The organism is Streptococcus sp. SG1 (genome assembly GCF_030439935.1).
GTDB classification, from domain to species: Bacteria; Bacillota; Bacilli; order Lactobacillales; family Streptococcaceae; genus Streptococcus; species Streptococcus gordonii.
In genome coordinates this window covers 257,450-283,473 of the sequence record NZ_JAQFJC010000001.1, presented here as the reverse complement: position 1 = coordinate 283,473, position 26,024 = coordinate 257,450, and the positions used below count along the sequence as shown (strand labels likewise).

The following is a 26,024-nucleotide window of genomic DNA, read 5'->3' as shown; positions in this document are numbered from 1 at the left end:
AGAAATCCTCTTTGAAAAGTGAATAGTGGCTATACCGCCATCTTGTTTGACGAATCGAAAAGGGAAAAACGAACTCTGACAGTTGACTATAATCAGCTATAGAAAAGAAAAATAGGTTTTCAGTACTTTTATAGAAAAAAGCCATTTTCAGCCTTTTTCTTTTGCCTGAAATTGTGGTAAAATAAGGTCTATACGTGCTTGATACAAAGATGAGGATATAATAAGCTACTGAGACCATGATATTAAAGTCAAAGTGCTCACTGAACACGTCCTATGAGTTGCTTAAGGGCTTAATATCTTGAGAATTGAACCCGCCTACAACTCTGTGGAAAAAGATAAATCCATCTAGGAGCAGTCGCTCCGTCGCTCGCTTTCCTATGTTTACTTTGCTTTTGACGGGCTTAATATCTTGATCTTTGTAGCCAAGGCGTATGAAAAAATTTGAGCATGTGCTCGGCAAGGAGTCTTTATGACAAAACAAGTTTTTAAAACTATTTTTGCAGGCCGTGAGCTGGTAGTTGAAACCGGACAGGTTGCAAAGCAGGCAAATGGCAGCGCCGTTGTTCGATATGGAGAAAGTACCGTTTTAACTGCGGCAACCATGTCCAAAAAGATGGCTACTGGTGACTTTTTCCCGTTGCAGGTCAACTATGAGGAAAAAATGTATGCGGCTGGGAAATATCCTGGTGGTTTTAACAAGCGCGAAGGCCGTCCGTCAACAGATGCGACTTTGACTGCCCGCTTGATTGACCGCCCGATTCGTCCCATGTTTGCAGAAGGTTTCCGCAATGAAGTTCAGGTTATCAATACAGTTCTTTCTTATGACGAAGATGCTTCGCCTCAAATGGCTGCTATGTTCGGTAGCTCTCTGGCTCTTTCTATCTCAGATATTCCTTTTAATGGCCCTATCGCAGGAGTTCAGGTTGGCTATGTAGATGGTGAATTCATCATCAACCCTAGCAAGGAACAAAAAGAAGTTTCGCTTTTGGAACTGACAGTGGCTGGTACCAAAGAGGCTATCAACATGGTAGAGTCTGGAGCTAAGGAGCTGTCTGAAGATGTCATGTTGGAAGCTCTTCTCAAAGGGCATGAAGCAGTCAAAAAATTGATTGCCTTCCAGGAAGAAATTGTCGCAGCAGTCGGCAAGGAAAAAGCAGAAGTAGAATTGCTGCACGTTGATGAAGAGTTGCAGGCAGAGATTATCGCAGCCTATAACAGCGACTTGCAAAAGGCTGTTCAGGTAGAAGAAAAGCTGGCGCGTGAAGCAGCGACTCAGGCTGTCAAAGACCAAGTCACAGCAGTTTATGAAGAGAAATACGCAGACCACGAAGAATTCGACCGTATCATGCGTGATGTGGCTGAAATCTTGGAGCAAATGGAGCATGCTGAAGTGCGCCGTTTGATTACCGAAGATAAGGTCCGTCCTGACGGTCGTAAGGTTGATGAAATCCGTCCGCTGGATGCGGAAGTAGATTATCTGCCGCGCGTGCATGGTTCTGGTCTCTTTACTCGTGGGCAAACCCAAGCCTTGTCTGTTCTGACTCTAGCACCAATGGGCGAAACGCAAATCGTTGACGGTTTGGATCCAGAATACAAGAAACGCTTCATGCACCACTATAATTTCCCGCAATATTCTGTCGGAGAGACAGGCCGTTATGGTGCTCCTGGTCGTCGTGAAATCGGACACGGTGCTCTTGGGGAACGTGCCTTGGAGCAAGTCTTGCCTAGCTTGGAAGAGTTTCCTTATGCTATCCGTCTGGTAGCAGAAGTCTTGGAATCAAACGGTTCTTCCTCCCAAGCCTCTATCTGTGCAGGCACTTTGGCTCTGATGGCTGGTGGTGTGCCGATTAAGGCTCCGGTTGCTGGTATTGCTATGGGCTTGATTTCAGATGGCAGCAACTACACGGTTCTGACGGACATTCAAGGTTTGGAAGACCATTTTGGTGATATGGACTTTAAGGTGGCTGGTACTCGTGACGGGATTACCGCTCTCCAAATGGATATCAAGATTGAAGGAATTACAGCGGAAATCCTGACAGAAGCTCTTGCTCAGGCTAAGAAAGCCCGCTTTGAAATTCTGGACTTGATTGAAGCGACAATTCCAGCTCCACGTCCTGAGTTGGCTCCAACTGCTCCGAAAATCGACACTATCAAGATTGATGTGGACAAGATTAAGATTGTCATCGGTAAAGGCGGTGAAACCATTGATAAGATTATCGCTGAGACTGGTGTTAAGATTGACATTGATGAAGAAGGAAATGTATCCATCTACTCCAGCGACCAAGACGCGATCAATCGTGCTAAGGAAATCATTGCTGGCTTGGTCCGCGAAGCAAAAGTGGATGAAGTTTACCATGCCAAGGTTGTTCGGATTGAGAAATTCGGTGCCTTTGTCAATCTCTTTGACAAGACGGATGCACTGGTTCACATCTCAGAGTTAGCTTGGACTCGGACCAACAACGTCGAAGATGTTGTACAAATCGGTGATGAAGTGGATGTTAAGGTTATCAAGATTGATGCCAAAGGTCGGGTAGATGCTTCCATGAAAGCACTTTTGCCACGTCCGCCTAAACCTGAAAAATCAGACAAGCACCATGATAAGCATCATGGTAAGGGGCATCCTCATAAGAAACATGAAGAAGCACCTCTTGCTCAAACAGAAGAATAAAAGACAAACAAGGAGTAGTAGGGCTCAGTTGCGTTGCAATTCTTGGGCCAGCTCCCTTGTTTTTTACATCATGAAAGGAGAAGAAGATGGGGTGGTGGAAAGAAACCATTGATATTGTAAAAGAAAATGATCCAGCAGCTCGAAATTCTCTGGAAGTCCTCTTGACTTATCCAGGGATTAAAGCCTTGGCAGCTCATCGTCTTTCTCATTTTTTGTGGAGGCGTGGGTTCAAGCTATTAGCAAGAATGCACAGTCAATTCTGGCGCTTTTGGACTCAGATAGAGATTCACCCTGGAGCCCAGATTGAATCAGGTGTCTTTATTGACCATGGCAGTGGCCTAGTGATTGGAGAGACAGCTGTTGTGGAGAAGGGGGCTATGCTATACCACGGTGTTACCTTAGGTGGTACAGGAAAAGATACGGGCAAACGTCATCCGACTGTCCGAAAAGGGGCGCTGATTTCGGCCCACGCTCAGGTGATTGGCCCTATTGAAATTGGAGAGAAAGCCAAAGTTGGGGCGGGTGCAGTGGTTGTATCTGATGTGCCTAGTGATGTGACGGTGGTCGGAGTTCCAGCTAAAATTGTCCGTGTCCACGGTGAGAAAGATGAGCCAACCATTCACGAAGTAGAGGAGAAACGGGAATACTATCTAGACAAGTTAGAGCATGCCCGTGAAGCCAGCCACCATTCGTCAAGTCTCTAGGAAAGGGTAGCAAAGTTATCGAAGTGGAGTATGACAGGAGGAACCGACATGTCAGATTTATCAGATGCAATTTTGAACCAGGCAGTCCTTGAGTTACAAGAACACTTGGATGGTCTTGCTAAGGAGCGCTTTATTAAACTGCCACCTAGCCACCAGCAAGAATGGGCTCATTATATCAGTGAAGCCAAAAAAGATGAGACCAAACTGCGCCGTCTAAATAAAATGAAGGCGGATTTGCTGGAGCCTTAAAGAAAGAGAAGTTATGCTATTAGAGGAATTTGAAGATGTAGCAGCGGTTATTGAGCCAACTGAAAAGCCAGTCCATGACAAGGGTGAGGTATGCGAAACCATCATCCTGTCCTTTAATGGCGAAATTCTGAAACGTTTGGTTGAGTCAGAGGAAGTCTATCAGGGAGGCTATTTGAAAAGCATAAACGGCCAGCATCCATGGTATATTTATGGCCAAGGACCTAGCAAGCTAGCAGTTATGTTGTCTCCAATTGGGGCTCCCATGATAGTTGGCCAACTGGAGGAGTTAGCGGCCAGAGGCTTCACGAATTTCATCATTCTAGCTTCCTGTGGCGTTTTGGACCACTCAATTGAGGCGGATAAGATCATCCTGCCAGCTGCTGCTTTGCGAGATGAAGGGACTAGCTATCACTATGCCCCACCGGGTGATGAAGTAGCCTATGACGAGTCTCTGCTGATCGAGCTGGAAGCCATCTTTGACAAGCACAATATCGAGCATATCCGCACCAAGTCTTGGACGACTGACGCCTTTTATCGAGAAACGCCTGATAAGGTCAAGCGTCGCTTGGCTGCTGGTGCACAAGTGGTGGATATGGAAGCTTCAGCTATCATGGCTTGGAGTCAATTTCGCAAGAGTAAAGTCTATCAGTTCTTCTACACAGCTGACTATGTGGATCATCATAACAGAACCTGGGATGCCCGCCATGAAGAGCGGACAGCTGATGCCATGACTTTTTTCACTATCGCTTTGACAATAGCAAAGGAACTAGAAAGGTAACTACAAGAATGGCAGTATATTTTTACGGCTGTATCACCATGGATGGCTACTTGGCAGACAGCCAGCACAGGATAGACTGGTTGCATCAGCTTGGTTCTGTAGAGGATACAGGCTATGATGACTTTTACAGGCAAATGGATATCACCATCATGGGCAAGCGGACCTTTGAGGAAATCCAAGATTTGCAAGATGTAGAAAGTTTTTATCAAGCTACGGAAAATTATGTCTTTACGCATGATAGGCACCTGCCTGTCAGCAATTACCAGCCAGTAGCTGGGGATGTGGTGGACTTTGTTCACCAGATTGACAAAGGCAAAAATGTCTTTGTGATTGGTGGTAATTCCTTGGTAGGACCGCTCTTGGATGCGGATCTTTTCGACCACCTCATTATTCAGATAGCGCCCCTTATCCTAGGAAAGGGGGTTCCCCTCTTTACCCAAGAGGAAGGGCGGCGCTTTTACCAACTGGATAGCCTCAGACAATTTGGCCCTTTTGCAGAGCTGGTTTTCAGCCGAAAAAGTCAGAAATAGAGAAGGGAGTGGACCGCATGATTAAAATTTACGACACCATGACCCGCAGCCTACGTGAATTTGTGCCCATTGAAGAGGGCAAGGTTCGCATGTATGTCTGCGGTCCGACGGTTTATAACTATATCCATGTCGGCAATGCCCGCTCAACAGTAGCTTTTGACACAGTTCGTCGCTATTTTGAGTATCGGGGATTTGAGGTCAATTATATTTCCAATTTTACAGATGTAGATGATAAGATTATCCATCGCGCCAAGGAAGAAGGCATCACACCAAAAGAAGTGGCTGATAAGTATATCGCAGCTTTTCGTGAGGATGTCTCAGCTCTGGGTGTAAAACCTGCGACTCGTCATCCGCGGGTGGTGGAGTTTATGGCTGACATCATCCGTTTTGTTGAGGACTTGGTTGACAAAGGCTACGCCTATGAGTCAGAGGGCGATGTCTACTTCCGCGTCGAAAAATCTCACAATTATGCCAAACTAGCCAACAAAACCTTGGCTGACTTGGAGTTGGGTGCTTCTGGTCGGACAGATGAGGAGACCGCTCGTAAGGAAAATCCAGTGGACTTTGCTCTCTGGAAGGCAGCTAAGCCAGGTGAGATTTCTTGGGACAGTCCTTGGGGAGCAGGTCGCCCAGGCTGGCACATCGAGTGTTCGGTCATGTCGACGGAGATTTTGGGTGATACTATTGATATCCACGGTGGAGGAGCAGACTTGGAGTTTCCTCACCATACCAATGAAATCGCCCAGTCAGAGGCCAAGACTGGTCAGACTTTTGCCAACTACTGGATGCATAATGGCTTTGTCAACATTGACGATGTTAAGATGTCCAAATCTCTGGGCAATTTTATCACCGTTCATGATGCCCTCAAGACCATTGATGGTCAGGTGTTGCGTTTCTTCTTTGCTACCCAGCATTACCGCAAGCCCATTAATTTCACAGAAAAAGCAGTTCATGATGCAGCGACCAACCTCAAGTATTTGAAGAATACCTATGAGCAGCCTTTCACTGGCCAGGCAGACTCTGCTCAGCTGCAAGCCTTTCTAGACAAGTTCACAGCTGCTATGGACGAAGATTTCAATGCGGCTAACGGTATCACGGTTGTCTTCGAGCTAGCCAAGTGGATCAATTCTGGTAACTACACCGCTGAAGTCAAGGAAGCCTTTGCCAAGCTTTTAGAAGTTTTCGGTATCGTCTTTGTAGAAGAAGTTTTGGACGCAGACATTGAGCGCTTGATTGAGGAGCGCCAAGTAGCGCGTGCCAATCGTAACTTTGCGACTGCAGACCGTATTCGAGATGACTTGGCCGCTCAGGGCATCAAGCTTTTGGATACTAAGGACGGAGTGAGGTGGACACGTGACTGATGTCAACCTGATTAACGGCATTGCCCTCGCCTTTGAGGGAGATGCTGTCTACTCCATGTATATAAGACGCCACCTGATTTTTCAGGGGCTCACTAAGCCCAATCAGTTGCACAGGGAAGCGACCAAGTACGTTTCTGCCAAGGCTCAGGCCAATCTTATCTCTCTCATGCTGGAAGAAGGGATCCTGACAGAAAAGGAAGAGGATATCTACAAGCGCGGCCGCAATGCTAATAGTCACACCAAGGCCAAAAATGCAGATATTGTTACTTACCGTATGTCTACTGGTTTTGAAGCGGTCATGGGCTACCTGCATATGACGGAAGAAATCAAACGCTTGGAAGAATTAATTGACTGGTGTGTCAAACGAGTGGAGGAAGCTACTCATGAAAACAAATGAACTGCTAGCTTTGTTTCCAAAGGCTAGTCTACAAGATAAACCCAGTCAAGATAGCCAGAAAGTCTCGCTCCGTCTTGATCAGCAACAGTGGCTAGTTTTGGCGACAGAAGATTTAACAGATCGAGAACAGCAACTGCTTGCTCTGCTGACAGAAAAAGAGTCCGTTTTTTCACAAAATCCCTGGTATAGGTATTTAGTATCTGAGTCCGAAGAGACGCTCCCCCATGAGGTTGAGACGTTACAGTTCATTCATTGTCATCTATTTCATTATGAGACAGAATCTATTTCGGCCTGGCTAGATATGATGCGAACTCTTTTGACCAATAAAGTCGCTTATTTTCAGACCAGTCCGCAAGACTATATTTTTGTTCTTGATCAAGGGCAACAATTGGCTGTTAAAGATTTGCTGAGGGATGTCTTGTCAGCTGTTGAATATGACTTTAACCTGCGTTTGGCTGTTTTGATTGGGCAAGTCTGGCCGAAATCGGTGAAAGATGAGTTGCCACAACTTTACCAAGCCGAGAACAGCCTCTTCACTCAATGGTTGAATCGCTATCAGCAGTCTTTGGTTTTGCCTTTCTCACAGCTCTTTTTATGGGGCTTAGACGAGGCTAAGGACACTCTTCTTCCTCTGAAGAAGAAACTGCATCAGCTTATAGAAGGACAAGAGCAATTAACCGAGATTATCTTAGCTTTGTGGGAAAATGGAGCAGTTGTGACCAAGGCAGCTCAGCAACTTTATATTCACCGGAATACTCTCCAATATCGCTTGGATAAGTGGGAGGAGTTGACAGGCTTGCAGTTAAAAGAGTTGACGGATTTATCACTCTGTTACCATATCATTTTGAAAGACTTATTTTGATGTTTTGTGCAGCCTGCACAAAACATTTTTTTTATTTTAGGCAGTTTGCCATAGCATTGTAAAACGCTTTCAAATATAATAAGAGTATAAATTTAAAAGGAGCCTATCATGGTAGAATTAAATCTAAAAAATATTTACAAGAAATATCCAAATAGTGAACACTATTCTGTTGAAGATTTCAACTTGGAAATTCAAGACAAAGAATTTATCGTATTTGTAGGACCTTCAGGATGTGGTAAATCTACAACTCTTCGTATGATTGCTGGACTTGAAGACATCACAGAAGGTGAATGTTCAATTGATGGTCGAGTGGTTAACGATGTGGCACCAAAAGACCGTGATATTGCCATGGTTTTCCAAAACTATGCCCTTTATCCTCATATGACTGTATATGACAACATGGCCTTTGGTTTGAAATTGCGTAAATACAGTAAAGATGATATTGACAAACGTGTTCAAGAAGCTGCTGAAATTCTTGGATTGAAAGAATTCTTGGACCGTAAACCAGCTGACCTTTCTGGTGGTCAACGTCAACGTGTTGCCATGGGACGTGCTATTGTCCGTGATGCAAAAGTATTCTTGATGGACGAGCCTTTGTCAAACTTGGATGCAAAACTTCGTGTATCTATGCGTGCTGAAATCGCTAAAATCCACCGTCGTATCGGAGCAACAACTATCTACGTAACACACGACCAAACAGAAGCGATGACTTTGGCTGACCGTATCGTTATCATGTCAGCAACTAAGAACCCATCAGGAACTGGTACAATTGGTCGCGTAGAGCAAGTTGGTACACCACAAGAACTTTACAAACACCCTGTCAATAAATTTGTTGCTGGCTTTATCGGAAGCCCAGCTATGAACTTTATCAATGTGAAGCTTGAAGGCAACGAGATCGTTACTGAAGGTGTGAGATTGAAAGTGCCAGAAGGGATCTTGAAAGTTCTGAAAGAAAAAGGCTACGAAGGTAAAGAATTGATTTTTGGTATCCGTCCAGAAGATATCAATACAGAACCTGCTTTCCTTGAAACTTTCCCTGACTCAGTAGTACACGCAACAATCTCTGTATCAGAGTTGCTTGGTTCAGAGTCTCACTTGTACTGCCAAGTTGGTAAAAACGAATTTATCGCAAAAGTAGATGCACGTGACTACTTGCAAACTGGTGAGGGAATTGACCTTGGCTTTGACTTGAACAAGGCGCACTTCTTCGATAAAGAAACTGAAAAGACAGTTTATTAATGTTTTCTACAATGAAGAAAATTTAGTTATCAAAAACGAGCTTGGACATCCATGCTCGTTTTTTTCTATCAAGACTTATCAATCCATACTTGATAGGCTCAAAAACCTCATAGTTGAAGAGATTATTTTTATAAGTGATAGAAAATGAACTTTGGAAAATATGAATTTGTCCTTCGAAGTTATTTCATTAGAGATGAGAAGCTTCACTTCTCATCTTTAAGGATAATTGAATCATTCTCACAACCTTCTAATTGCTACTAGCTCACATTGTTGAACAAGAAGAGGTTGCTTAAAAATAGAAAAAATTTCAGAAAACTGTTGACATGTTTTCCGAAAAAGAGTAGAATAGCCCTTATTTTTTAATTGAGGAGGAACTTATGTTTTCCAAGTTAAAAGGATTTTTTATTGGACGTCCATTAAAATCCGGTAAAGAAGGAGAGGATGGTCATTTATTGACAAAACTACAGGCCTTGGCTATGCTCTCTAGTGACGCCTTATCTTCCATCGCTTATGGACCAGAGCAGGTTGTTCTGGTCTTAACTTCTGTGTCTGTCGGAGCGATTTGGTGGTCACTTCCAATAGGAATTGTTGTATTGGTTTTATTAGCGAGTTTAACCATTTCTTATCGTCAGGTTATCCATGCTTACCCTCAAGGAGGAGGAGCTTATATGGTAACGACAGAAAATCTTTCTCCAACAGCAGGCTTAATTGCAGGAGGAAGTTTACTGGTAGACTATATGTTGACTGTAGCTGTTTCAGTTGCTTCTGGAGCGGATGCCATTACCTCAGCGATTCCTATCTTACACCCTTACAACCTACATATCTCGGTCTTGCTAGTCCTCTTATTGATGCTAATGAATTTACGAGGGCTAAAAGAATCAGCGACTTCCTTAATGATTCCTGTCTATCTTTTTATTGTCAGCACGTTATTGTTGATTGGTTTTGGTTTTGTGCAAATCATGACGGGAAACTTGGAATATCACGCAACTGCCCATCTCGGGACTTCTATTACTGGAGTAAGCATGATCTTGCTGCTCCGAGCATTTACCAGTGGCTCTGCTTCTCTGACAGGAGTGGAGGCTATATCTAATTCCGTTCCCTTTTTCAAGAAGCCAAAAGCTCAAAATGCCGCAACAACCCTATCCATTATGGCTTTAATCCTAGGAGTCATGTTCGCAGGAATTACTTTTTTAAATTATTGGATTGGGATCGTTCCTGTCAAAGGTGTAACCACCTTGGCACAGATGGCTCAGGCAATCTTGGGAAGTTCTCCACTTGGTCGTATTTTATTCTACGTTTTTCAATTGTCAACAGCTTTGATCTTGGCAGTTGCGGCTAATACAGGATTCTCAGCTTTTCCAGTGCTTTCCTACAATATGGCTAAGAATAAATATATGCCACATATGTATATGGAAAAAGGAGATCGCCTCAGCTATTCAAATGGGATTTTTACATTAGCCTTTGGGGCTATTGCTCTCTTGTGGATTTTTAAGGGGAATACAGAGCGTTTGATCCCCCTGTATACCATTGGTGTATTTGTGCCCTTCGCCCTCTCTCAAACTGGTATGGTTGTCCATTGGAAGAAAAAGTTTGGAAAAGATTTCTTGAAGCATTCAGTTGCGAATATCCTTGGTGCTGTTATTTGTTACGGGATTGTTCTTATTTTACTTTTATTCCGTCTCGGCGATATTTGGCCCTTCTTTCCAATTATCATTGTCTTGACATGGCTGTTTTTAGCTATTAAACAGCACTACAACAGAGTCGCAAGACAGCTGAGATTAGAAGAACATATCGAGCGTCAGAATTACACAGGCAATACAGTAATTGTACTAGTTGGAAATGTCACCAGAGTTAGTGTTGGAGCAATGAGCTATGCTCGCAGTATTGGCGACGATGTCGTCGCAATGCACGTCTCAACAACTGAAACTGCTAAAAAGGATGCTGAAGTTGCAGAGGAATTTGCTGACTATTTCCCTGATATTCGATTTGAGACTGTTACGACTAGCTACCGCAATATCATTACTCCAACAGTTCAGTATGTGATCAAGGTAGCAAAGCGGGCTAAAAAAGAAGGAAGGACAGTGACAGTCTTGGTTCCTCAGTTTATCCCGAAAAAGAGCTGGCAAAATATCCTTCATAATCAAATGAGTTTAAAATTGAAATATTATCTAAAGTGGTACGAAGATGTTGTAGTCGCAAGCTATTCTTATCACTTAAAAGAATAAACTACTTTCTTAATGTAAAAAAGGAACCAAATTTTTTTGGTTCCTTCTTTATTTTGTGTAGAAAGAGTTAGTTCCTTTCTTCTTGATAATTCCTATAAAAATCAACCTTTAGCTTAATAAAGGTTTCCAAGTCCCGCAGGAGCTGAAGGAGCGTAGCGCGGGTTTCAAATTCCTGGCGAGTCTTAGGAAGTGGCCGTTTTCGAAAGACTGCCAGATATTCCTCGATTTCATCCAGCAAATCATGACCTGGATTTTCTTGACTTAACTGTTTGGCTGTTTTTAAAAAGAGTTTAGCCAATATGAAGCTTTCGCTAGCTGCTAGGCGACAGGTATTGATATTACCGGCCATATCCAGCAAGATACGATTCTGAGCTCTTCGCATTTCAAAATAGTGGATATGGTAGTTGGTTTGATGAAAGAGATGGTTAGAGCGGTCCAAGTAGACCAGATTCAAGGCTTGTTCTAGAGTTTTATCAAGCTCTTTTATTAGGGTCGCATCGTTTCGTCCGTCCCCTGATTTTAAAAAGTATTCAAAACGAAGGAGAATCTTTTTTAGTTGTTCTTCCACTTGCTCATGATAGTTGTCAATCTCCTCTTGACGCGAGGGCATGTAGAGATTGGCTAAAAGAGCAAAGCCAGTTCCAATGAGAAATAGAGCAAGCTCATTGCTAAGGAGTGACCAGGAGGTGGATTTTTCTAAGAGCAGATGAGAGACCAGGACAGTGCTGGGGGTAATGCCAATTTCCCATCCAAGTTGAAAAGCTAGCGGAACGTAGATTGCGATATAGAGGGCCAATGCTCCGAGATTAAAGCCTAGAAAGCGAAAGGCTAAGCTTCCAATAGTCAGCGCCAATATGGTCGATAAAAAGCGGTCTCTGGCTAGTCTAGCTGTACTCCGGCGTGTATCGCTAACACTCAAAAGAGCAATAATACCAGCAGAGACTGAATAAGCTAATCCTAAAGTTTTTGCTAGCCAAGCCGCTAGGCAGGTGGCGAGCATCAGTTTGATCGTTCGGTGGAGAAGGGACATATGAGTCAACTTTCTTTTTCTAGAGTCGTTTAATTATATCATGACTAGAGTATAAAGTTGGTTAGGATGATTCCTTCAATTCGGATTTCTTGTTTTGTTCAGTAAAAGCTGTCGCAATTTAGGAGGCATTTATGTTATACTGAAATCATGGAAAAAAACGATATTGTCTACGGTGTGCATGCGGTGACAGAAGCGCTCGCAGCCAACACTGGAAATAAACTCTACATTCAAGATGACCTGCGTGGCAAAAAGGTCGATAAAATCAAAGATTTAGCTGCAGAAAAAAAGGTTTCGATCTCCTGGACGCCCAAGAAGACCTTGCAGGAAATGACTGACGGAGCCGTTCACCAGGGCTTTGTTCTGCGAGTCGCAGAGTTCGCCTATACTGACTTCGAGGTTCTGTTGAAAAAAGCAGAGCAGGAAGACAATCCACTATTATTGATTTTGGACGGGCTGACTGACCCGCACAATTTGGGCTCTATCTTGAGGACGGCTGACGCAACCAATGTGGCTGGAGTCATCATTCCCAAGCATCGTGCGGTCGGTGTGACACCAGTTGTAGCTAAGACCTCAACGGGTGCCATTGAGCATATTCCCATTGCTCGTGTGACCAATCTCAGCCAGACTCTGGACAAGCTCAAGGAAGCTGGTTTCTGGATTTTCGGTACGGATATGCAGGGGACGCCTTCCCATAAGTGGAATACAACTGGCAAGCTGGCCCTCATCATCGGCAATGAAGGCAAGGGTATTTCCAGCAACATCAAGAAGCAGGTGGACGAAATGCTGACGATTCCCATGAATGGCCATGTCCAAAGCCTCAATGCCAGTGTCGCAGCGGCTATTCTCATGTATGAAGTCTTTAGAAATCGGGTGGGCTAATGCAAGTACTTGGAAGTTATGAGTTAGAAAAATATCAAACAGAAAAGTTTGAACCGATTATTTATGATATCTATCATAATAAAGGAGAAGATAATTATTGCTTTTGCTTTGAAATCACTGAGGAAGCAGATCAGTATCCCTTAGAGGATTTATTGACCCAATATTCCTTGAATTGCACGGATTTATACGGTCAAGGAAGTCAGGTAAATGGTGCTTTGAAATACCTAATTGAGGTCGAAACCTTATCCAGTGATAAGGCGGATTTTATCAGTATTCTCAATTTTTCTACAATTTTAAATAAAGAGATTGTGAATTATGTAAAAGGAAAATATGAGTGCCTTGCTGAAAAGAGGTGTATGAGTTCCTTTTATATGGGAAATCAAAAAGTGGAAGTTCCTGTGCTTGCTTACCGAAATGATAACTCTGGGATGGTTTCTTTCCAAAATCAATATCCAGAAGGACAATTGACAAATTTATTTTTAGAAGATAAAAAATATGATGTTGAGTGTTTAGATGGGGAATGGACCTGTATTGAATTGCTTAATGGCAAGGCAAACCTTATTTTAAAAGATTCACAAGATGAATATTTCCAATATATTTTTGATTTGAAAGGCTTTCAAAGTGTCAGTCCTGTTTTAGACTGACCTAGCGAAATAACTTTCCTAAAAAGCAAGAATGTTTACTAGTTAGCCCCAATAAGGTGGTCATTCAAAGCACCACTAATAACCCGCTTATATCCATGGAGAAACGCTTCTGTGGGAACTAAAAAATGATGGAGAAAAAAGATGACCTTTAAAATTTTAACGGATTCTACAACAGACCTGTCTGAAAAATGGGCAGCTGAACACGATGTTACAATCCTAGGCTTGACCATTCAGCTGGATGGAGTGACCTATGAAACAGTAGGAGATAATAAACTGACTAGTAAAGTCTTGCTTGAAAAGATGAAGGCAGGAAGCCAACCAACTACCAGCCAAATTAATGTAGGTCAGTTTGAGGATGTCTTTAGAGAATATGCGAAAGCTGGCACACCACTGTTGTATGTAGCTTTTGCTTCCTTGCTATCTGGGACCTATCAAAGCGCTGTTATGGCTCGGGACATTGTCTTGGAAGACTATCCTCAAGCTGTGATTGAGATTCTTGAGAGTCGGGCTGCTTCTATGGGGGAAGGGCTTCTGGTAATGAAGGCTGTCGAGGCACGATCAGAAGGTAAATCACTAGCTGAGACCTTGGATATTTTACTGGCTTTGCGACCAAAAGTTCAAACCTATTTCTTAGTGGATGATCTGAATCACTTGGTGCGGGGCGGAAGAATTTCAAAAACAGCTGCCATGATCGGTAGTCTAGCTAGTATCAAGCCAATTATTGCAGTTCAAGCGGATGGAAGTTTGAAACCAATTGCTAAGGTAAGAGGAAAGAAGAAGGCTCAGGCAGAGTGTGTTCGCATGCTTTTAGAAAATATAGCGGATGATCGTGCAGTGATTGCTCATGCAGATGCTGATCAGGATGCTGAGAATCTGAAGGAACAGCTCTTAGCAGATGGTCGAGTGAAAGAAGTCTTGATTGAGCCACTTGGACCAGTTATTGCAACCCACGTTGGACCAGGAACTTTAGCTTTATTTGGCTTCGCAAAAAACGACCGAGATTAAGAAACAAACTTGAAAACGAAAACAAGCTAAAAAGTGAAATATTTCCGGCAAAGATATTGACTTTTGGCCTAAAAATTTGGTATGATAGTAGGCGGTATTGTTTACCCCATTTGTAAGGCCCCGGAACCTTTCAAATAACTTGCGGACCGGAACATCCGCCCTGTAAACAAAAACGATATTCAAATAGGAGAAATCATGAACAAAACAACATACATGGCTAAGCCAGGTGAAGTTGAACGCAAATGGTACGTAGTTGACGCTACTGATGTACCTCTTGGACGCCTTTCTGCTGTTGTAGCAAGCGTACTTCGTGGAAAAAACAAACCAACATTCACACCACACACTGATACAGGTGACTTCGTAATCGTTATCAACGCTGAAAAAGTTAAATTGACTGGTAAAAAAGCTACTGATAAAGTTTACTATACTCACTCAATGTACCCAGGTGGATTGAAATCTATCACTGCTGGTGAACTTCGCTCTAAGAACGCTGTTCGTTTGATCGAAAAATCAGTTAAAGGTATGCTTCCACACAATACTCTTGGCCGTGCTCAAGGTATGAAATTGAAAGTATTTGTAGGCGCTGAGCACACTCACGCTGCACAACAACCAGAAGTTCTTGATATTTCAGGACTTATCTAAGGAAAGGAACAAATAAGCTATGTCACAAGCACAATATGCAGGTACTGGACGTCGTAAAAACGCTGTTGCACGCGTTCGCCTTGTTCCAGGAACTGGTAAAATCACTGTAAACAAAAAAGATGTTGAAGAGTACATCCCACACGCTGACCTTCGCTTGGTTATCAACCAACCATTCGCAGTTACTTCAACTGCTGGTCAATACGACGTTTTCGTAAACGTAAACGGTGGTGGTTACGGAGGACAAGCAGGAGCTATCCGTCACGGTATCGCTCGTGCCCTTCTTCAAGTAGACCCAGACTTCCGCGATTCTCTTAAACGTGCTGGACTTCTTACTCGTGATGCTCGTATGGTAGAACGTAAGAAACCAGGTCTTAAGAAAGCTCGTAAAGCAAGTCAGTTCTCAAAACGTTAATATTATACTTTTATATCAACGTTTCAAGCACTTCATGGTTCACACCATGGAGTGTTTTTTGATGTCTTTTAAGTAAAATTCACACCACTTTTCACACCAAATTCACACCATTACTTTTTTAAGTTACGATAAGCAATCTCTCCAACAGCCATTGGAACGACATTTGAAGTATTGACATAGGTCTTAGTTGTAAAAGTGTCGCTATGCGTTAGAGCCTCTGAAATGGCTTCTAGTGATGTGCCAGATTGTTTGGCAAGAGTTGCCCCCGTATGACGTAATTTATGAGGTGTAGCGTGTATTAGTTCCTTATGACGGCGTTCGACTGACTTCATCTTATTATTAAGATAATCAGCATGTAAGGGACTATTAACGTTTCCTTTTGTGTCAATATAAGTAAAGACATACTGTTCATCAGATTGAATAATATTGAATTTTGCTAATTCCAATTTTTGTTGCTTTTTCCAAACACGGAGTAAATCAGCTAGCTCAATGGGAATATGGAAAGTCGTCTTTTTATTACCCTTAGTTGACTTTGGATTTTTATACTTATCCAAGGCTCTCACTAACTGAATTTCTTGTTTCTTTAGGTTAATGTGCTTCCATTGTAAGGCATAGCTTTCAGATTTTCTATCACCTAGGAAAAAGGTTGTATAGAATAACACATAATCTTTGAACAGGAGTTTGTCATTTTCTAAATCTTCTTCAAACGCTGTAAACCATGCTTGTAGTTCTGATTGTGACAGATACAAATCTTCATCATTTTTAGCCTCTTGTAGTTTGATTTTTTTAGTTGCCTTAATACGGCTAATGGTTTTAGAGAGGCGATTAGTTTCGATATATTCTAATTCCTCAGCCCAATCAAAAATAGAGTTAACATAGCTTCTGATGACTTTGAAGTTGGCATATTCTTCTGCTTTTTGGGTCAATAGGTTCAAAACAACTTGTTTATTTTGATTGAGAAAATCAATAGAATAATTTCCAAGCAAGGGTAGGATATGTTTTCTAAAGACAATTTCTGTACCGTCAATAGTAGCTTGTGAAGGTGGTTTTGTGGTAGATGTTGTTTGACCTGCTTTATAGGATTCCCACCAAATATTGTGATAAAAATCGGAAAAGAGGGTTGAACCATTTGTTTCCAATGAGGTTGAATCTCCGCTTAAAATTTTATCAATCCTGTTTTGTAATTCAAGTTCGTATTTTTTAGCTTCACTCCTTAGCTTAAAACGTTTTTCAATCACTTTTTTATCAATTCCCAATGATGATTTGACTTCTTCTGGGACATAGATACGTAAGCGATAAGTTCCATTTTTAGTTTTTGTAATTGACATAGTATTCTCCTTTTTTTGAATTGAGCTAGAAAAATACCGTGGCTTAATTATATCAAACCACGGTTAGAATGCTACTGATTTTGTAACCAGTGATTGAGTTCAATTCTATCAAAGCGGACAGTTTTTCCAACTCGAATAACTGGTAACCCCTTTTTTATCCAAGAATCAAGCGTATTATTGGCAATTCCTAGATACTTACAAGCTTGTTGCTTGTTCAAGAATGGACTTTCAATGTTGTTACTATCCAATTTATTTTTTATTTCATTTTCTATAAGCCAGCTAATTAACAGTTGTAGCTGATGAATTTGTTCGTCTGGTAAAATCACTTGCATAGTCTTTTTTGTCCTTTCATGATATAATATTTGTAGTTATTATTTCTAAGGCGATTTGTTTACGGCAAGTCGTCTTTTTGTATGCCCCAAGTGTTGGAACTTTGGTGTTCACGGACATATTGGTCAATCTCCTTTTCATCGCTGTTGGTAAATTTCGATAATCCCAGTTTTAAGAGGTCTTGGAGAAATTGGTCTGCTCCTTCAAGAGTTGTTGCCTCATATTTAGCCACATAGAGTTTGGCTAAGGTCTTTGAGACTTGTTTTTCCGCCCATCGTTCTGACTGTCTAAGCGTTGGCTTGGTACGTTCAGTGCTTAACCGTGTTTTGATTTCCGTCTGGAGGTAATCCAGCCACCATTTGACGGGTTGGCGTCTGCGCTTATTTGTGTCCCTGCCATTTGGTCTGACAAAACGGTAGTGTCCGTTGATTGCCTCAAAGTAAATGGCTGTCAGAGGTCTTTTAAGGTGTATTTGGTGAGCAATGATATTGGCTTTTCCTTGCCAACAACGGAGTTCTGCTCTGACCCAAGCGTTTGTCTCATCAACGATTTTACCTTTACCTTTTTGTTCCATGAGTTTGTTATAGACACACCATTGTTGGCTCCCTCGTGCCCCTATGGTGACGGTCTCACCAACCCGTTCGCCTGTTTCAAGGATTGACCGCTCGTGATAGTCCATATATTGTGCTCTTGTAATACACAAGCCTCGTTTACAGTAGGCGTAGAGGGTTTGAACGGATAAAGCCTTATCGTAGATGTCATTGGCAATATCTATTCGGGTAAAGTTGACCTGATAGCGGTAAAGGCGTGTGACCAGAGCTACCCAGTTGTTAGCGTTACCCACCATAAATTCCTCATATTGGCGACAGCCTCGTCCTTTGAGTTCCAGATAGACCCCCATCTTATCTAAGAATTGGTTAAAGTAAACTTTGATATCTGAACAGGCATAGTGGCTTTGATACTTGTTTATTCCCCAAGCATTAAGGGCAAACTGGTCTTGGGGTATAAGGAGTATCTCTTCTAACACCTCCTCTGGTGGAACATCTTTAATGGTCACAGCGAAGTAGTCAATCCTTACGCTGTTATCCATGCTTAGTCACCAGTCATTTTAAGGTCGTTTGCCACTAGTTTTACTCCAGACCAGTTACTACGAGTCATGTTCCACATGAGACGGACTTGAGGATTGACGAGTTCAACGGTCTTATCAAGTAAACCGTCATTTTCTGCCAATTTCGTGATTTTGTCGAGGTTGTCATTAATTTCAAGCGTAATCGCTTTGAGTTCTTCAATGGCAATGTTCATTTCTTTTAACACTTTGATTTTATCCGCATCTTGAACGCTACAAACTAGTTTGGATGGTTCGTCTGTTCGGACTTGTTCGCCATTTACCTCTTGATACTTATAACTCATACGAGCAGAAAGCACTACCACTTTTTTAGGTAGCATGAATTGACTTTTATCAAGGTTCAATTCGCCAAGTTTAAGTGTTGTGTCAGTTAGTGTTAAGTTTGTCATAGTATTCTCCTTTGTGTTTTTTAAAGTAGTTATCTTTTCTAAACGTACGCAGAATTAGCTTTGAACCATACTCCCCCAAGGGATTTCAGCGCAAACTTCAACTGATTGGCTTTAACCCCAGACGTATCAAGGGTTTAGCCCTACTTTCGTGTACGTTCGTACCCCCTATTAGTATCGGGGTACTAATTTTTGGGGAAGATTGCCCGTCCAAGCACGGGCACGCCATTATGGGCTACCGTGTTTCTACACACTCGCCCATGGCGTTGTGCTTCTAGCCGTGCTCACTTCCCAAATAATTTTTTCCTCTTCGATTTCTCTAAAACTTCAATCTGTTTTCTTAACTGCTCTATACGAATAGCTAATACCTGTTCCTGTTGTGTTAAGTCTGTTACTTTTTGACTTAACCCTTTTAATTGAACAGTTAAACGATTGACTTTTTGGTTAATAGATAAGGGAGAGGCTCTACTCGGTGCATAGGCTTTTAAGATTGCTTTATCAAGCCCAAGGTTTCCTTTGGTATCTGCAATTTGTTGGAGTTTTTCAATATCATCATCTGTAAAGAGATAGATTTTACTGTAAGAACGTTTACCAGTTCGGACTCGACTTTCTTCAAAGGTAGTCCCTGTGAGTTGTTCAATCTTTAAACGCCATTTTTTTAGTGTAGAGATAGAGTTCAATCCCTTAACAAGTTCAATTATTTGGGCATAACCATAAAACTGTGTCATTTTTGTCTCCTCTCATTTACTTTTATGGTAAAATATTATATAATCAAGAGGTAAATAATTATTTTACCTTGAATTATCTTTATTATACAAAACAAAATTTTACCTGTCAACCCAAAAAAGTAAAAATATATTTTACCCAGAAAGTGAGATACTAATGGCTCCTTTATATAATTATACGACTGTTCTACGAGCTGGAGAATTAGATATTAAGTCAGCTCGCTTAAAAGCAGGAATGACTCAAAAAGAATTGGCTAAGATTATTGGTGTCACAAAACAAACGATTATTAACTACGAAAAAGGCACTACCGACCCAAGCTGGGAACGCCTTGAAGATATAGCTAAAGCTTTAAAAGTTGATGTGGATGCGCTTTTTCCTTACAATGAGTTTGGAGAGATGAAAGGGGATGTGAAATGGGCAGACCATTTGGAGCGCTTAGCTAATGATTGGCATTATGCTCGTATGGCAGAAGAAGAGTTACTGTTAGAAAATCTTTTTGAGTATGCTCAATTTCAACGAGAAGTGGAACAGAAAACTTATACAAAAGAACAACTGAATCAAGAGTTAGGACTTGAAAATAATAACATGTCTGACGAAGATAAAATAGAACTCATTCAACTTAAGTATGAAAAGGATATTCAAAGGAAAACGGAAAATTTAATTTCTTTGTATAAGGAACAATCGGATAAAGAAATTGATGTAATTCGATTTGAGCATACAAATTTATAAAGTAATTAATTTTGTAAAACATGAAATTACTTGAAAGAGTTAAGTGAAGCCTGATATACATGAGAATTTAAGTTTTTAGTTTTATATCAATAGCTAAAAAATAGGGAGACATGCAGATGAATACAAAAGAATCAATGGATTTAGGAGAGCTTTTTCGTGAGTTACGTATTGCACGAGGCTTAAAATTGAAAGATGTTGCAAGTGATAAATTGTCTGTCTCACAATTATCTAAATTTGAGAATGGTCAGACGATGCTTTCGTCTGATAAGCTATTAGTAGCTATATCGGGTATTCATATGAACTTTTCAGAGTTTGGATATGCACTGAATAATTATCAAGAGCCTGAATTTTTTAAATTAGGAGAAAAAATAGCAGCGCTTCACTCGAAACAAGATATTGATGGTTTAAAAAAGCTATTGGTAACTTATAAGGGATACGAAAGTTTTGATGTTTATAATCGTTTAAACCTATTAGTTATTAAAGTAGCTATCCATTCCCTCGATAACGGCTCTCTAATAACTGATGAAGATAAAAAATTTTTAACTAATTATTTATATGAGATTGAAGCATGGACAGAATATGAACTGTATATATTTGGTAATACAATGTCCATATTGTCAGATAGCGATTTAATTTTTTTAGGTAAAGCGTTTGAAGAACGTAGTAAATTATATTCCTCACTTACAAGTCATAAAAAAAGTGCTGAAATAGCCTTTTTGAATCTAATTTTAATTTTAATTGAGCGGAAAGAGATTTACTATGTGAGGTATTTCATATCTAAATTAGAAGAAATATTGAATTACCAAGATATGTTTGCTATTACTTGTTTGCATGTTTTAAAACAAGTATCAGACTATCTCAATGGTGATGTAAAGAGCATTGAAAAAATAGATAATGATATAAACATGATTGAAAAGCTAGGTAATCCCATTGCTGCCTCTTTTTTAAGAATAAATCTACAACAATTTTTACATTGATAAAAAAGCTACTAGATTTAAATCTAGCAGCTTTTTAACATTTTAGCTCATAATAGCTTATAAAATTGGTAGTAGGAAAAATGGTAGGACAAGAGCGAGAGAAATAATTCTTTTTAAAATTGTTTTTAACATAAGGTAGAACCTCCTTTTACTATTATTATAAATCGAAATAAGTAATAAGGTGTATTTTTTCAAATATGAAAATAATAGTAAATTAAAGTTCTTATTTGAAATTATCTAGGTTATATATAAAAGAGTGCTAGAATAACCGTGTAATCGGTTACACCAATTATCCTTTATCGAAATTAATACTAGTAAAATATTTTTCTAAAGGATAATAATACTAAAAGAAAAGAGATGGTTATTATGGGGGTCCAAAACAAAAAGGTGAATTTGTGAATGTACTAATACTGCTTTATATTGCACTGGGAAAGGTGGTTTATTATGAGAAACAATGTATCACTAAACTTCAATCTTAATAAAATTGAAAAAACTTTTCTATTTAGTTTGCTCGTTTCTGTAGGTATGCTTATTGCGGTAGGAAATATCTACTGGATTTGTGGAAAATTTGGTATTCGGTTGGCTCCAGGATGGTACCAAGATATTGTAGACTTTGTATCTGCTGGCGGTTCAATTGTTGATGCCTTTGCAATTATTGCTGGGATTACACTTCCAGCATGGATTGCACCAGTTTTAGCTGGTTTTGGTGTCGTAAGTGCTTAAATACTGTTGGAGGATTGAGGGAGATAAATTCTTCCTCAATTTTTCAAAATTCAAGTAAGTAATAATTAGATTACTAAGGGAGAAAGGATGAGAGGGAAAAAATATTTAATTTTGACCTATTTATTAACCGCTCTTATAGTATTTTATTTTTCCACTTCTTCTGAAAAGCAAGTAATTTCAAACTATAATGTAGCTTTTGGCTTTGAAGATTTTATCCAAATACTTTTAAAAAATTCAATTGCTAGTATTTGGTTATTATTAGCATATATCTTTGGTGAATCAATTATCTATATTTTCTTTATAATTAATGGAGTAATCTTGGGACTTTTGTTGTCTTCCTTTTCGTCAATAACATATTTATTGCTAGTTTTACCACATGGATTGATTGAAATAGGCTCTTATGTATATTTATCAGATACTATAATGAATATGAGGAATCAGAACCAAGATAAGAAAAAAGTGACTAAACGTTTTATAGTCTCTTTCCTATTGTTAGCTTTAGCGGCAGGGGTTGAAACCTTTATAACCCCTTTCATGATTAATTTCATTAGTTAAGGAGAAATAAAATGGATAAAAAGCATAAATTACCCATTGTATTTACAATTTCATTATTTATCTTTATCCTTAGAAGTATTTTTATTTCTGAAAAAACCTTTCAAATAAAATACAATATACACTTTAACTTATTCAATACACTATTATTTATAGTGGTTTCACTAGTAATTACAGCTGGTGTATTAATTTTAAATACCAATATAACCTATTTTATAATTAAGAAGATAATAATAAGATTTTCTGACATAAACATAGATAACTATGATTTTAAAAATACATTGTATTTTATTTATCTATTATCTTATTCAATAACAGGTGCTATCTCTGTGATAACAAGTCTATTTATCACAATAACAAATTTATTTATCACAATAACAAATTTATTTACTTTACTAATGAGTTTAGGTAATTATGTTTTAGTAGCTTTATTATTATTTATTGAATTAAAAAAGGCCAATGTATCTAAAAAAGTTAATACTCTATTGACGTTGGTAATTCTAATTGGAAATAGCTTAACGGTTGTGTATATGCTATTGCAATCTTAGCGAGGTGAAAAAATGAATACAAAACCAGTATTAGAAGTGCTAAACTTAAGCAAGCGGTATACAGATTTTCAACTACAAATCAATAATTTAAAAATCCAAGAAGGAAGTATTGTTGGATTGATTGGTGAAAATGGTTCAGGAAAATCAACTTTTCTGAATTTGTTGTTAAATCAAATAAAAAGTGACTCATGTAATATGAAAATTTTAGGTTTGGATTCTGATAAAGATGAATATCAAATAAAACTTAACCTAGGAGTGATTTTAGAACAAAATTATTTTCCAAATTCGTTTTCAATTCAACAAATTGAAAAAATGCTAAAAATGATTTATCCAAGTTGGGATAAAGAACTTTATTACAGCTTAATTGATAAATTTGCCTTACCTATTAACAAAGCTATTGGAGATTTTTCAAGGGGAATGGTTGTAAAACTAAACTTTGCTGCCACATTATCCCATCATCCTAAACTTTTGATTGCTGACGAAGCAACAAGCGGGCTTGACCCTATTGTAAGAAAAGAGATTTTAACTATACTAAAAAAATATGTAGATAATAATAGAATGACTGTACTATTGTCTTCGCATATTTTAAGTGATTTGGAACAAGTCGCTGATTATTTTATTTTTATTGAAAATGGGAAAATTCTACTAAAGGGCGAGAGGAGTGAGTTACTTAACCATTACGCTATTAAAACCGAAATAGCACATTTGCCATTGAAAAACATCAAATATAAGTCGTCTCAAGATAACATTATTCAATATTTAGTTGACGTATCACAAAATGAAGTTGATAGTGAAGACTATGCTACATTAGAAGAAATATTATTATTTCTAGCAAAGGGAGTGAGGATAGATGAAGGGACTACTCTATAAAGATTTTCAACTTATTTTGAATAAAGTAAGTGTGACGAATAGATTGTTAATTGTCTGTGCGTTATTGTTAATAACAATTTTTGGTAGAGAGTCTGGAGCAATTTTTTTATCAATAATGGGACCAATTGGCTTGGCATCTATACCAACCAGTCTATTAGTTTCTGACTATGAAAGTGGTTGGAACAGGTTTGTTGGTGTTTTCCCAATTTCCAAAAAAACGATAGTTCTAGCTAGGTACATTTTTTGTATCTCTCTAATAATATTTGTTAGTTTTATAACTCTGATTTTGAGTCTTATAACCGCTCTAATTTTTCAACAATTCAGTATACAAATACATATATTCATATCAATAGCTGGCTTATTGATTGGCATTATGTATGTAGTATTCTTACTTCCGTCGGTTTATGCCTTTGGTACATTTGGAAGCACAGTCGTAAATATACTGGTTTTGGTATTCATTATGGGAGCAGTTTACATTTTGCAGAAAACAGCTTTTGGTCTAGTATTTATTTCTTGGATTAGCAATACTAATGCTATTCTACTAATAATTGCAAGCTGTATCTTAATTATGACAATAACGGTTGTTTCTATGATAATATCAACCAAAATATACTCTAGTACATTTAATAGATAGGAGTTTAATTGTTATGAGTAAAAAAATATATCATCAAGTAGCTGTTGCTTTAGCAATAATTTCAATTATATTGGCAGTTGGATTGCTAATTTGGGGAGAAAGAGGTACAATCTTTTTTGCAATTATCCCTCTTTTAATTGCAGGATTGGTAGAACGAATGGGAAAGCAAGGGGAGGAATAGGAATAGATTTCCATCATAGTTAGTTTTTAGAATAATAGAAAAGACGCTTGTTTTATACTCAAGTGTCTTTCTCATTTGTTTTCTATACGAAAAAATAAAGGGAGTATTCTACAAAAAAACATAATAAAAATTAGATTATTCAATGGTGTGAATTTTAGATATTAGTTAGCTCAATTCAGTGATTTTTAGGTTAAAATTCACACCATTCAAGTACAATTACTTGAAATTAGATAAAATAATTTATATTGCAAACTCGTGAAAACGCTAATTTTAAAGGCTTTTGAATTTTATCAAAACATATTTTTTTCAAACCAGGCTTGAAAAAGGCCCGTAAAGCATCACAATTTAGTAAACGTTAAAACTTATTTAAACTTATTGAAAGCATTTCGTATCAAAAATACGGGATGCTTTTTCTGTTCACCCCAAATTTTTGTAACTAGGTGATACTTGAAATTAATACAAATTTGGTTGTTTTTGATAAATCTAAGCAACACTAAATGATGAAGTGAAAGGGGATGAATCTTTGATAGTATTCATTTATTGTGAAATATGATATATTTATTAATTAGATGGATGAATACTTCTAGAGTTAAATATAGCATAATAGGGACAGACTTTTTGGTTTATTTTTGTTTGTAGTCGGATTATGAAAGAATATCCAATATTATGCGATAAGATAGAATGTTACAAAAAAGAAAGGGGATGCAATCCGATGAAGAAAGACAGATTAATTGTATTGACAGATGCTGTTCTAGCAATTATTATGACCATCTTGATTTTAGAGTTAGAAAAACCAACAACACCAAGTCTTGAAGCTTTTTGGGATTTACGGCAAAATTTCTTTGCTTGTTTTCTTTCCTTTTTCTGGTTGGGATCGTTATGGATGGCACTAAACACATTATGGGAAAAGGTTGAGAAAATTTCCTCAGAAATTATTTGGTGGAATTTGTTTCTACTCTTGGAGCGGCAGGAGTTCTCTTTGGAGAATTTCATGCCATCCAAGATACCAGTCTGAATGATGTGGTGGACCGGATCTATATAAATGTCAAGGATTTACCGTTTCAGTCCTTGGGAGCTTTAGCTAATATCCTGTCTGATGTTAAGAAGGGACTGATTCAAGACAGTCATATCTGGTCTTTCTTCCAGTCATTTTTCAAACAATATCAGTTGATAATCAGCTTAAATCAGATCTATCAGTTTGTCTATCTTTCTCTGATGGAGATCATGTCCTATCTTCACTTTGATTATTGGAAAAAACGGCTCGGTCAGGAGCTGGTATGAATAAGGAG

At 39.1% G+C, this 26,024-nt stretch carries 31 protein-coding genes; 25 read left to right on the top strand and 6 right to left on the bottom strand.

Annotated features, from left to right (window positions below):
• Positions 1–469: 469 nt before the first annotated feature.
• The 10 genes from pnp (at position 470) to PCY06_RS01325 (ending at position 11,013) form a co-directional block, all read left to right on the top strand.
• Positions 470–2,668 carry a polyribonucleotide nucleotidyltransferase gene (gene pnp / locus PCY06_RS01370; protein WP_105165083.1) on the top strand — a complete coding sequence of 733 codons (2,199 nt, stop codon included), beginning with the start codon at positions 470–472 and terminating at the stop codon, positions 2,666–2,668.
• A gap of 86 nt (positions 2,669–2,754) precedes the next feature.
• On the top strand, positions 2,755–3,372 hold the full coding sequence (gene cysE / locus PCY06_RS01365) for a serine O-acetyltransferase (RefSeq protein WP_061596147.1): 618 nt from the start codon (positions 2,755–2,757) through the stop codon (positions 3,370–3,372).
• Between the two features lie 30 nt (positions 3,373–3,402).
• Positions 3,403–3,621: a YdeI/OmpD-associated family protein gene (locus tag PCY06_RS01360; protein WP_060976207.1), complete on the top strand. Its 219-nt coding sequence runs from the start codon at positions 3,403–3,405 to the stop codon at positions 3,619–3,621.
• Between the two features lie 13 nt (positions 3,622–3,634).
• On the top strand, positions 3,635–4,399 hold the full coding sequence (locus PCY06_RS01355) for a nucleoside phosphorylase (protein ID WP_061596146.1): 765 nt from the start codon (positions 3,635–3,637) through the stop codon (positions 4,397–4,399).
• Positions 4,400–4,407: 8 nt separating this feature from the next.
• A complete protein-coding gene (locus PCY06_RS01350) occupies positions 4,408–4,929 on the top strand; it encodes a dihydrofolate reductase family protein (RefSeq protein WP_060970667.1) in 522 nt (173 codons plus the stop codon).
• Positions 4,930–4,946: 17 nt separating this feature from the next.
• A complete protein-coding gene (cysS, locus tag PCY06_RS01345) occupies positions 4,947–6,290 on the top strand; it encodes a cysteine--tRNA ligase (RefSeq protein WP_060976209.1) in 1,344 nt (447 codons plus the stop codon).
• Positions 6,283–6,687: a Mini-ribonuclease 3 gene (locus PCY06_RS01340; RefSeq protein WP_060970665.1), complete on the top strand. Its 405-nt coding sequence runs from the start codon at positions 6,283–6,285 to the stop codon at positions 6,685–6,687. The genes cysS and PCY06_RS01340 overlap by 8 nt, the downstream gene beginning before the upstream one ends.
• A complete protein-coding gene (locus PCY06_RS01335; protein ID WP_060970664.1) occupies positions 6,674–7,549 on the top strand; it encodes a helix-turn-helix domain-containing protein in 876 nt (291 codons plus the stop codon). The genes PCY06_RS01340 and PCY06_RS01335 overlap by 14 nt, the downstream gene beginning before the upstream one ends.
• 108 nt (positions 7,550–7,657) lie before the next feature.
• Positions 7,658–8,788 carry an ABC transporter ATP-binding protein gene (locus PCY06_RS01330; protein WP_045634339.1) on the top strand — a complete coding sequence of 377 codons (1,131 nt, stop codon included), beginning with the start codon at positions 7,658–7,660 and terminating at the stop codon, positions 8,786–8,788.
• A 377-nt stretch (positions 8,789–9,165) separates the two neighbouring features.
• Entirely contained in the window at positions 9,166–11,013 is a 1,848-nt protein-coding gene (locus PCY06_RS01325; RefSeq protein ID WP_060970663.1) for an APC family permease, read from the top strand.
• Positions 11,014–11,080: 67 nt separating this feature from the next.
• On the opposite strand, the gene PCY06_RS01320 is transcribed toward PCY06_RS01325, so the two are convergent.
• Positions 11,081–12,043, bottom strand: coding sequence for an aromatic acid exporter family protein (locus tag PCY06_RS01320; RefSeq protein ID WP_048777335.1), 963 nt, complete (start codon positions 12,041–12,043; stop codon positions 11,081–11,083).
• Positions 12,044–12,190: 147 nt separating this feature from the next.
• Between PCY06_RS01320 and rlmB the strand changes: the two genes are divergently transcribed.
• The 5 genes from rlmB (at position 12,191) to rpsI (ending at position 15,625) form a co-directional block, all read left to right on the top strand.
• Positions 12,191–12,922: a 23S rRNA (guanosine(2251)-2'-O)-methyltransferase RlmB gene (gene rlmB, locus PCY06_RS01315; protein WP_048777334.1), complete on the top strand. Its 732-nt coding sequence runs from the start codon at positions 12,191–12,193 to the stop codon at positions 12,920–12,922.
• A complete protein-coding gene (locus tag PCY06_RS01310) occupies positions 12,922–13,566 on the top strand; it encodes a hypothetical protein (protein ID WP_048777333.1) in 645 nt (214 codons plus the stop codon). Before rlmB ends, PCY06_RS01310 begins: the two co-directional genes overlap by 1 nt.
• A 141-nt stretch (positions 13,567–13,707) precedes the next feature.
• Positions 13,708–14,571, top strand: a complete 864-nt coding sequence (locus tag PCY06_RS01305; RefSeq protein ID WP_082307208.1) for a DegV family protein — start codon at positions 13,708–13,710, stop codon at positions 14,569–14,571.
• A gap of 195 nt (positions 14,572–14,766) precedes the next feature.
• Positions 14,767–15,213 (top strand): 50S ribosomal protein L13, encoded by a 447-nt coding sequence (gene rplM, locus PCY06_RS01300; protein WP_003026230.1) that lies wholly within the window; start codon positions 14,767–14,769, stop codon positions 15,211–15,213.
• A 19-nt stretch (positions 15,214–15,232) separates the two neighbouring features.
• Positions 15,233–15,625, top strand: a complete 393-nt coding sequence (gene rpsI / locus PCY06_RS01295; protein WP_008808378.1) for a 30S ribosomal protein S9 — start codon at positions 15,233–15,235, stop codon at positions 15,623–15,625.
• Positions 15,626–15,735: 110 nt separating this feature from the next.
• Here rpsI and PCY06_RS01290 read toward each other — a convergent pair whose 3' ends face one another.
• The 5 genes from PCY06_RS01290 to PCY06_RS01270 form a co-directional block, all read right to left on the bottom strand.
• Positions 15,736–16,953 (bottom strand): tyrosine-type recombinase/integrase, encoded by a 1,218-nt coding sequence (locus PCY06_RS01290; protein ID WP_008808379.1) that lies wholly within the window; start codon positions 16,951–16,953, stop codon positions 15,736–15,738.
• Positions 16,954–17,024: 71 nt separating this feature from the next.
• Entirely contained in the window at positions 17,025–17,285 is a 261-nt protein-coding gene (locus PCY06_RS01285) for a helix-turn-helix domain-containing protein (RefSeq protein ID WP_008808380.1), read from the bottom strand.
• Positions 17,286–17,344: 59 nt separating this feature from the next.
• Complete coding sequence (locus tag PCY06_RS01280; protein ID WP_301385151.1) at positions 17,345–18,373, bottom strand: replication initiation factor domain-containing protein; 1,029 nt, start codon at positions 18,371–18,373, stop codon at positions 17,345–17,347.
• A 2-nt stretch (positions 18,374–18,375) separates the two neighbouring features.
• The gene (locus PCY06_RS01275; RefSeq protein ID WP_008808382.1) at positions 18,376–18,798 is read right to left on the bottom strand and encodes a hypothetical protein; all 423 of its coding nucleotides are present in this window, start codon (positions 18,796–18,798) and stop codon (positions 18,376–18,378) included.
• Positions 18,799–19,079: 281 nt separating this feature from the next.
• On the bottom strand, positions 19,080–19,523 hold the full coding sequence (locus PCY06_RS01270) for a hypothetical protein (protein ID WP_046165025.1): 444 nt from the start codon (positions 19,521–19,523) through the stop codon (positions 19,080–19,082).
• Between the two features lie 154 nt (positions 19,524–19,677).
• On the opposite strand from PCY06_RS01270, the gene PCY06_RS01265 reads away from it, so the two are divergent.
• The 10 genes from PCY06_RS01265 (at position 19,678) to PCY06_RS01220 (ending at position 26,016) form a co-directional block, all read left to right on the top strand.
• Complete coding sequence (locus tag PCY06_RS01265) at positions 19,678–20,250, top strand: helix-turn-helix transcriptional regulator (protein WP_008808384.1); 573 nt, start codon at positions 19,678–19,680, stop codon at positions 20,248–20,250.
• Between the two features lie 110 nt (positions 20,251–20,360).
• Positions 20,361–21,227: a helix-turn-helix domain-containing protein gene (locus PCY06_RS01260; RefSeq protein ID WP_105165082.1), complete on the top strand. Its 867-nt coding sequence runs from the start codon at positions 20,361–20,363 to the stop codon at positions 21,225–21,227.
• 444 nt (positions 21,228–21,671) lie between these two features.
• On the top strand, positions 21,672–21,950 hold the full coding sequence (locus tag PCY06_RS01255) for a class IIc cyclic bacteriocin (RefSeq protein WP_008808386.1): 279 nt from the start codon (positions 21,672–21,674) through the stop codon (positions 21,948–21,950).
• Positions 21,951–22,037: 87 nt separating this feature from the next.
• Positions 22,038–22,505 (top strand): stage II sporulation protein M, encoded by a 468-nt coding sequence (locus tag PCY06_RS01250; protein WP_008808387.1) that lies wholly within the window; start codon positions 22,038–22,040, stop codon positions 22,503–22,505.
• A gap of 11 nt (positions 22,506–22,516) precedes the next feature.
• On the top strand, positions 22,517–23,050 hold the full coding sequence (locus PCY06_RS01245) for a hypothetical protein (protein ID WP_125414667.1): 534 nt from the start codon (positions 22,517–22,519) through the stop codon (positions 23,048–23,050).
• A gap of 12 nt (positions 23,051–23,062) precedes the next feature.
• A complete protein-coding gene (locus tag PCY06_RS01240; protein ID WP_008808388.1) occupies positions 23,063–23,920 on the top strand; it encodes an ABC transporter ATP-binding protein in 858 nt (285 codons plus the stop codon).
• The gene (locus tag PCY06_RS01235) at positions 23,901–24,554 is read left to right on the top strand and encodes an ABC-2 transporter permease (RefSeq protein WP_000677415.1); all 654 of its coding nucleotides are present in this window, start codon (positions 23,901–23,903) and stop codon (positions 24,552–24,554) included. Before PCY06_RS01240 ends, PCY06_RS01235 begins: the two co-directional genes overlap by 20 nt.
• 13 nt (positions 24,555–24,567) lie before the next feature.
• Positions 24,568–24,735, top strand: coding sequence for a hypothetical protein (locus PCY06_RS01230; RefSeq protein WP_020992799.1), 168 nt, complete (start codon positions 24,568–24,570; stop codon positions 24,733–24,735).
• Positions 24,736–25,447: 712 nt separating this feature from the next.
• Positions 25,448–25,750 carry a TMEM175 family protein gene (locus PCY06_RS01225; RefSeq protein WP_004240734.1) on the top strand — a complete coding sequence of 101 codons (303 nt, stop codon included), beginning with the start codon at positions 25,448–25,450 and terminating at the stop codon, positions 25,748–25,750.
• Positions 25,675–26,016: a hypothetical protein gene (locus PCY06_RS01220; protein WP_000397556.1), complete on the top strand. Its 342-nt coding sequence runs from the start codon at positions 25,675–25,677 to the stop codon at positions 26,014–26,016. Before PCY06_RS01225 ends, PCY06_RS01220 begins: the two co-directional genes overlap by 76 nt.
• Positions 26,017–26,024: the final 8 nt, after the last annotated feature.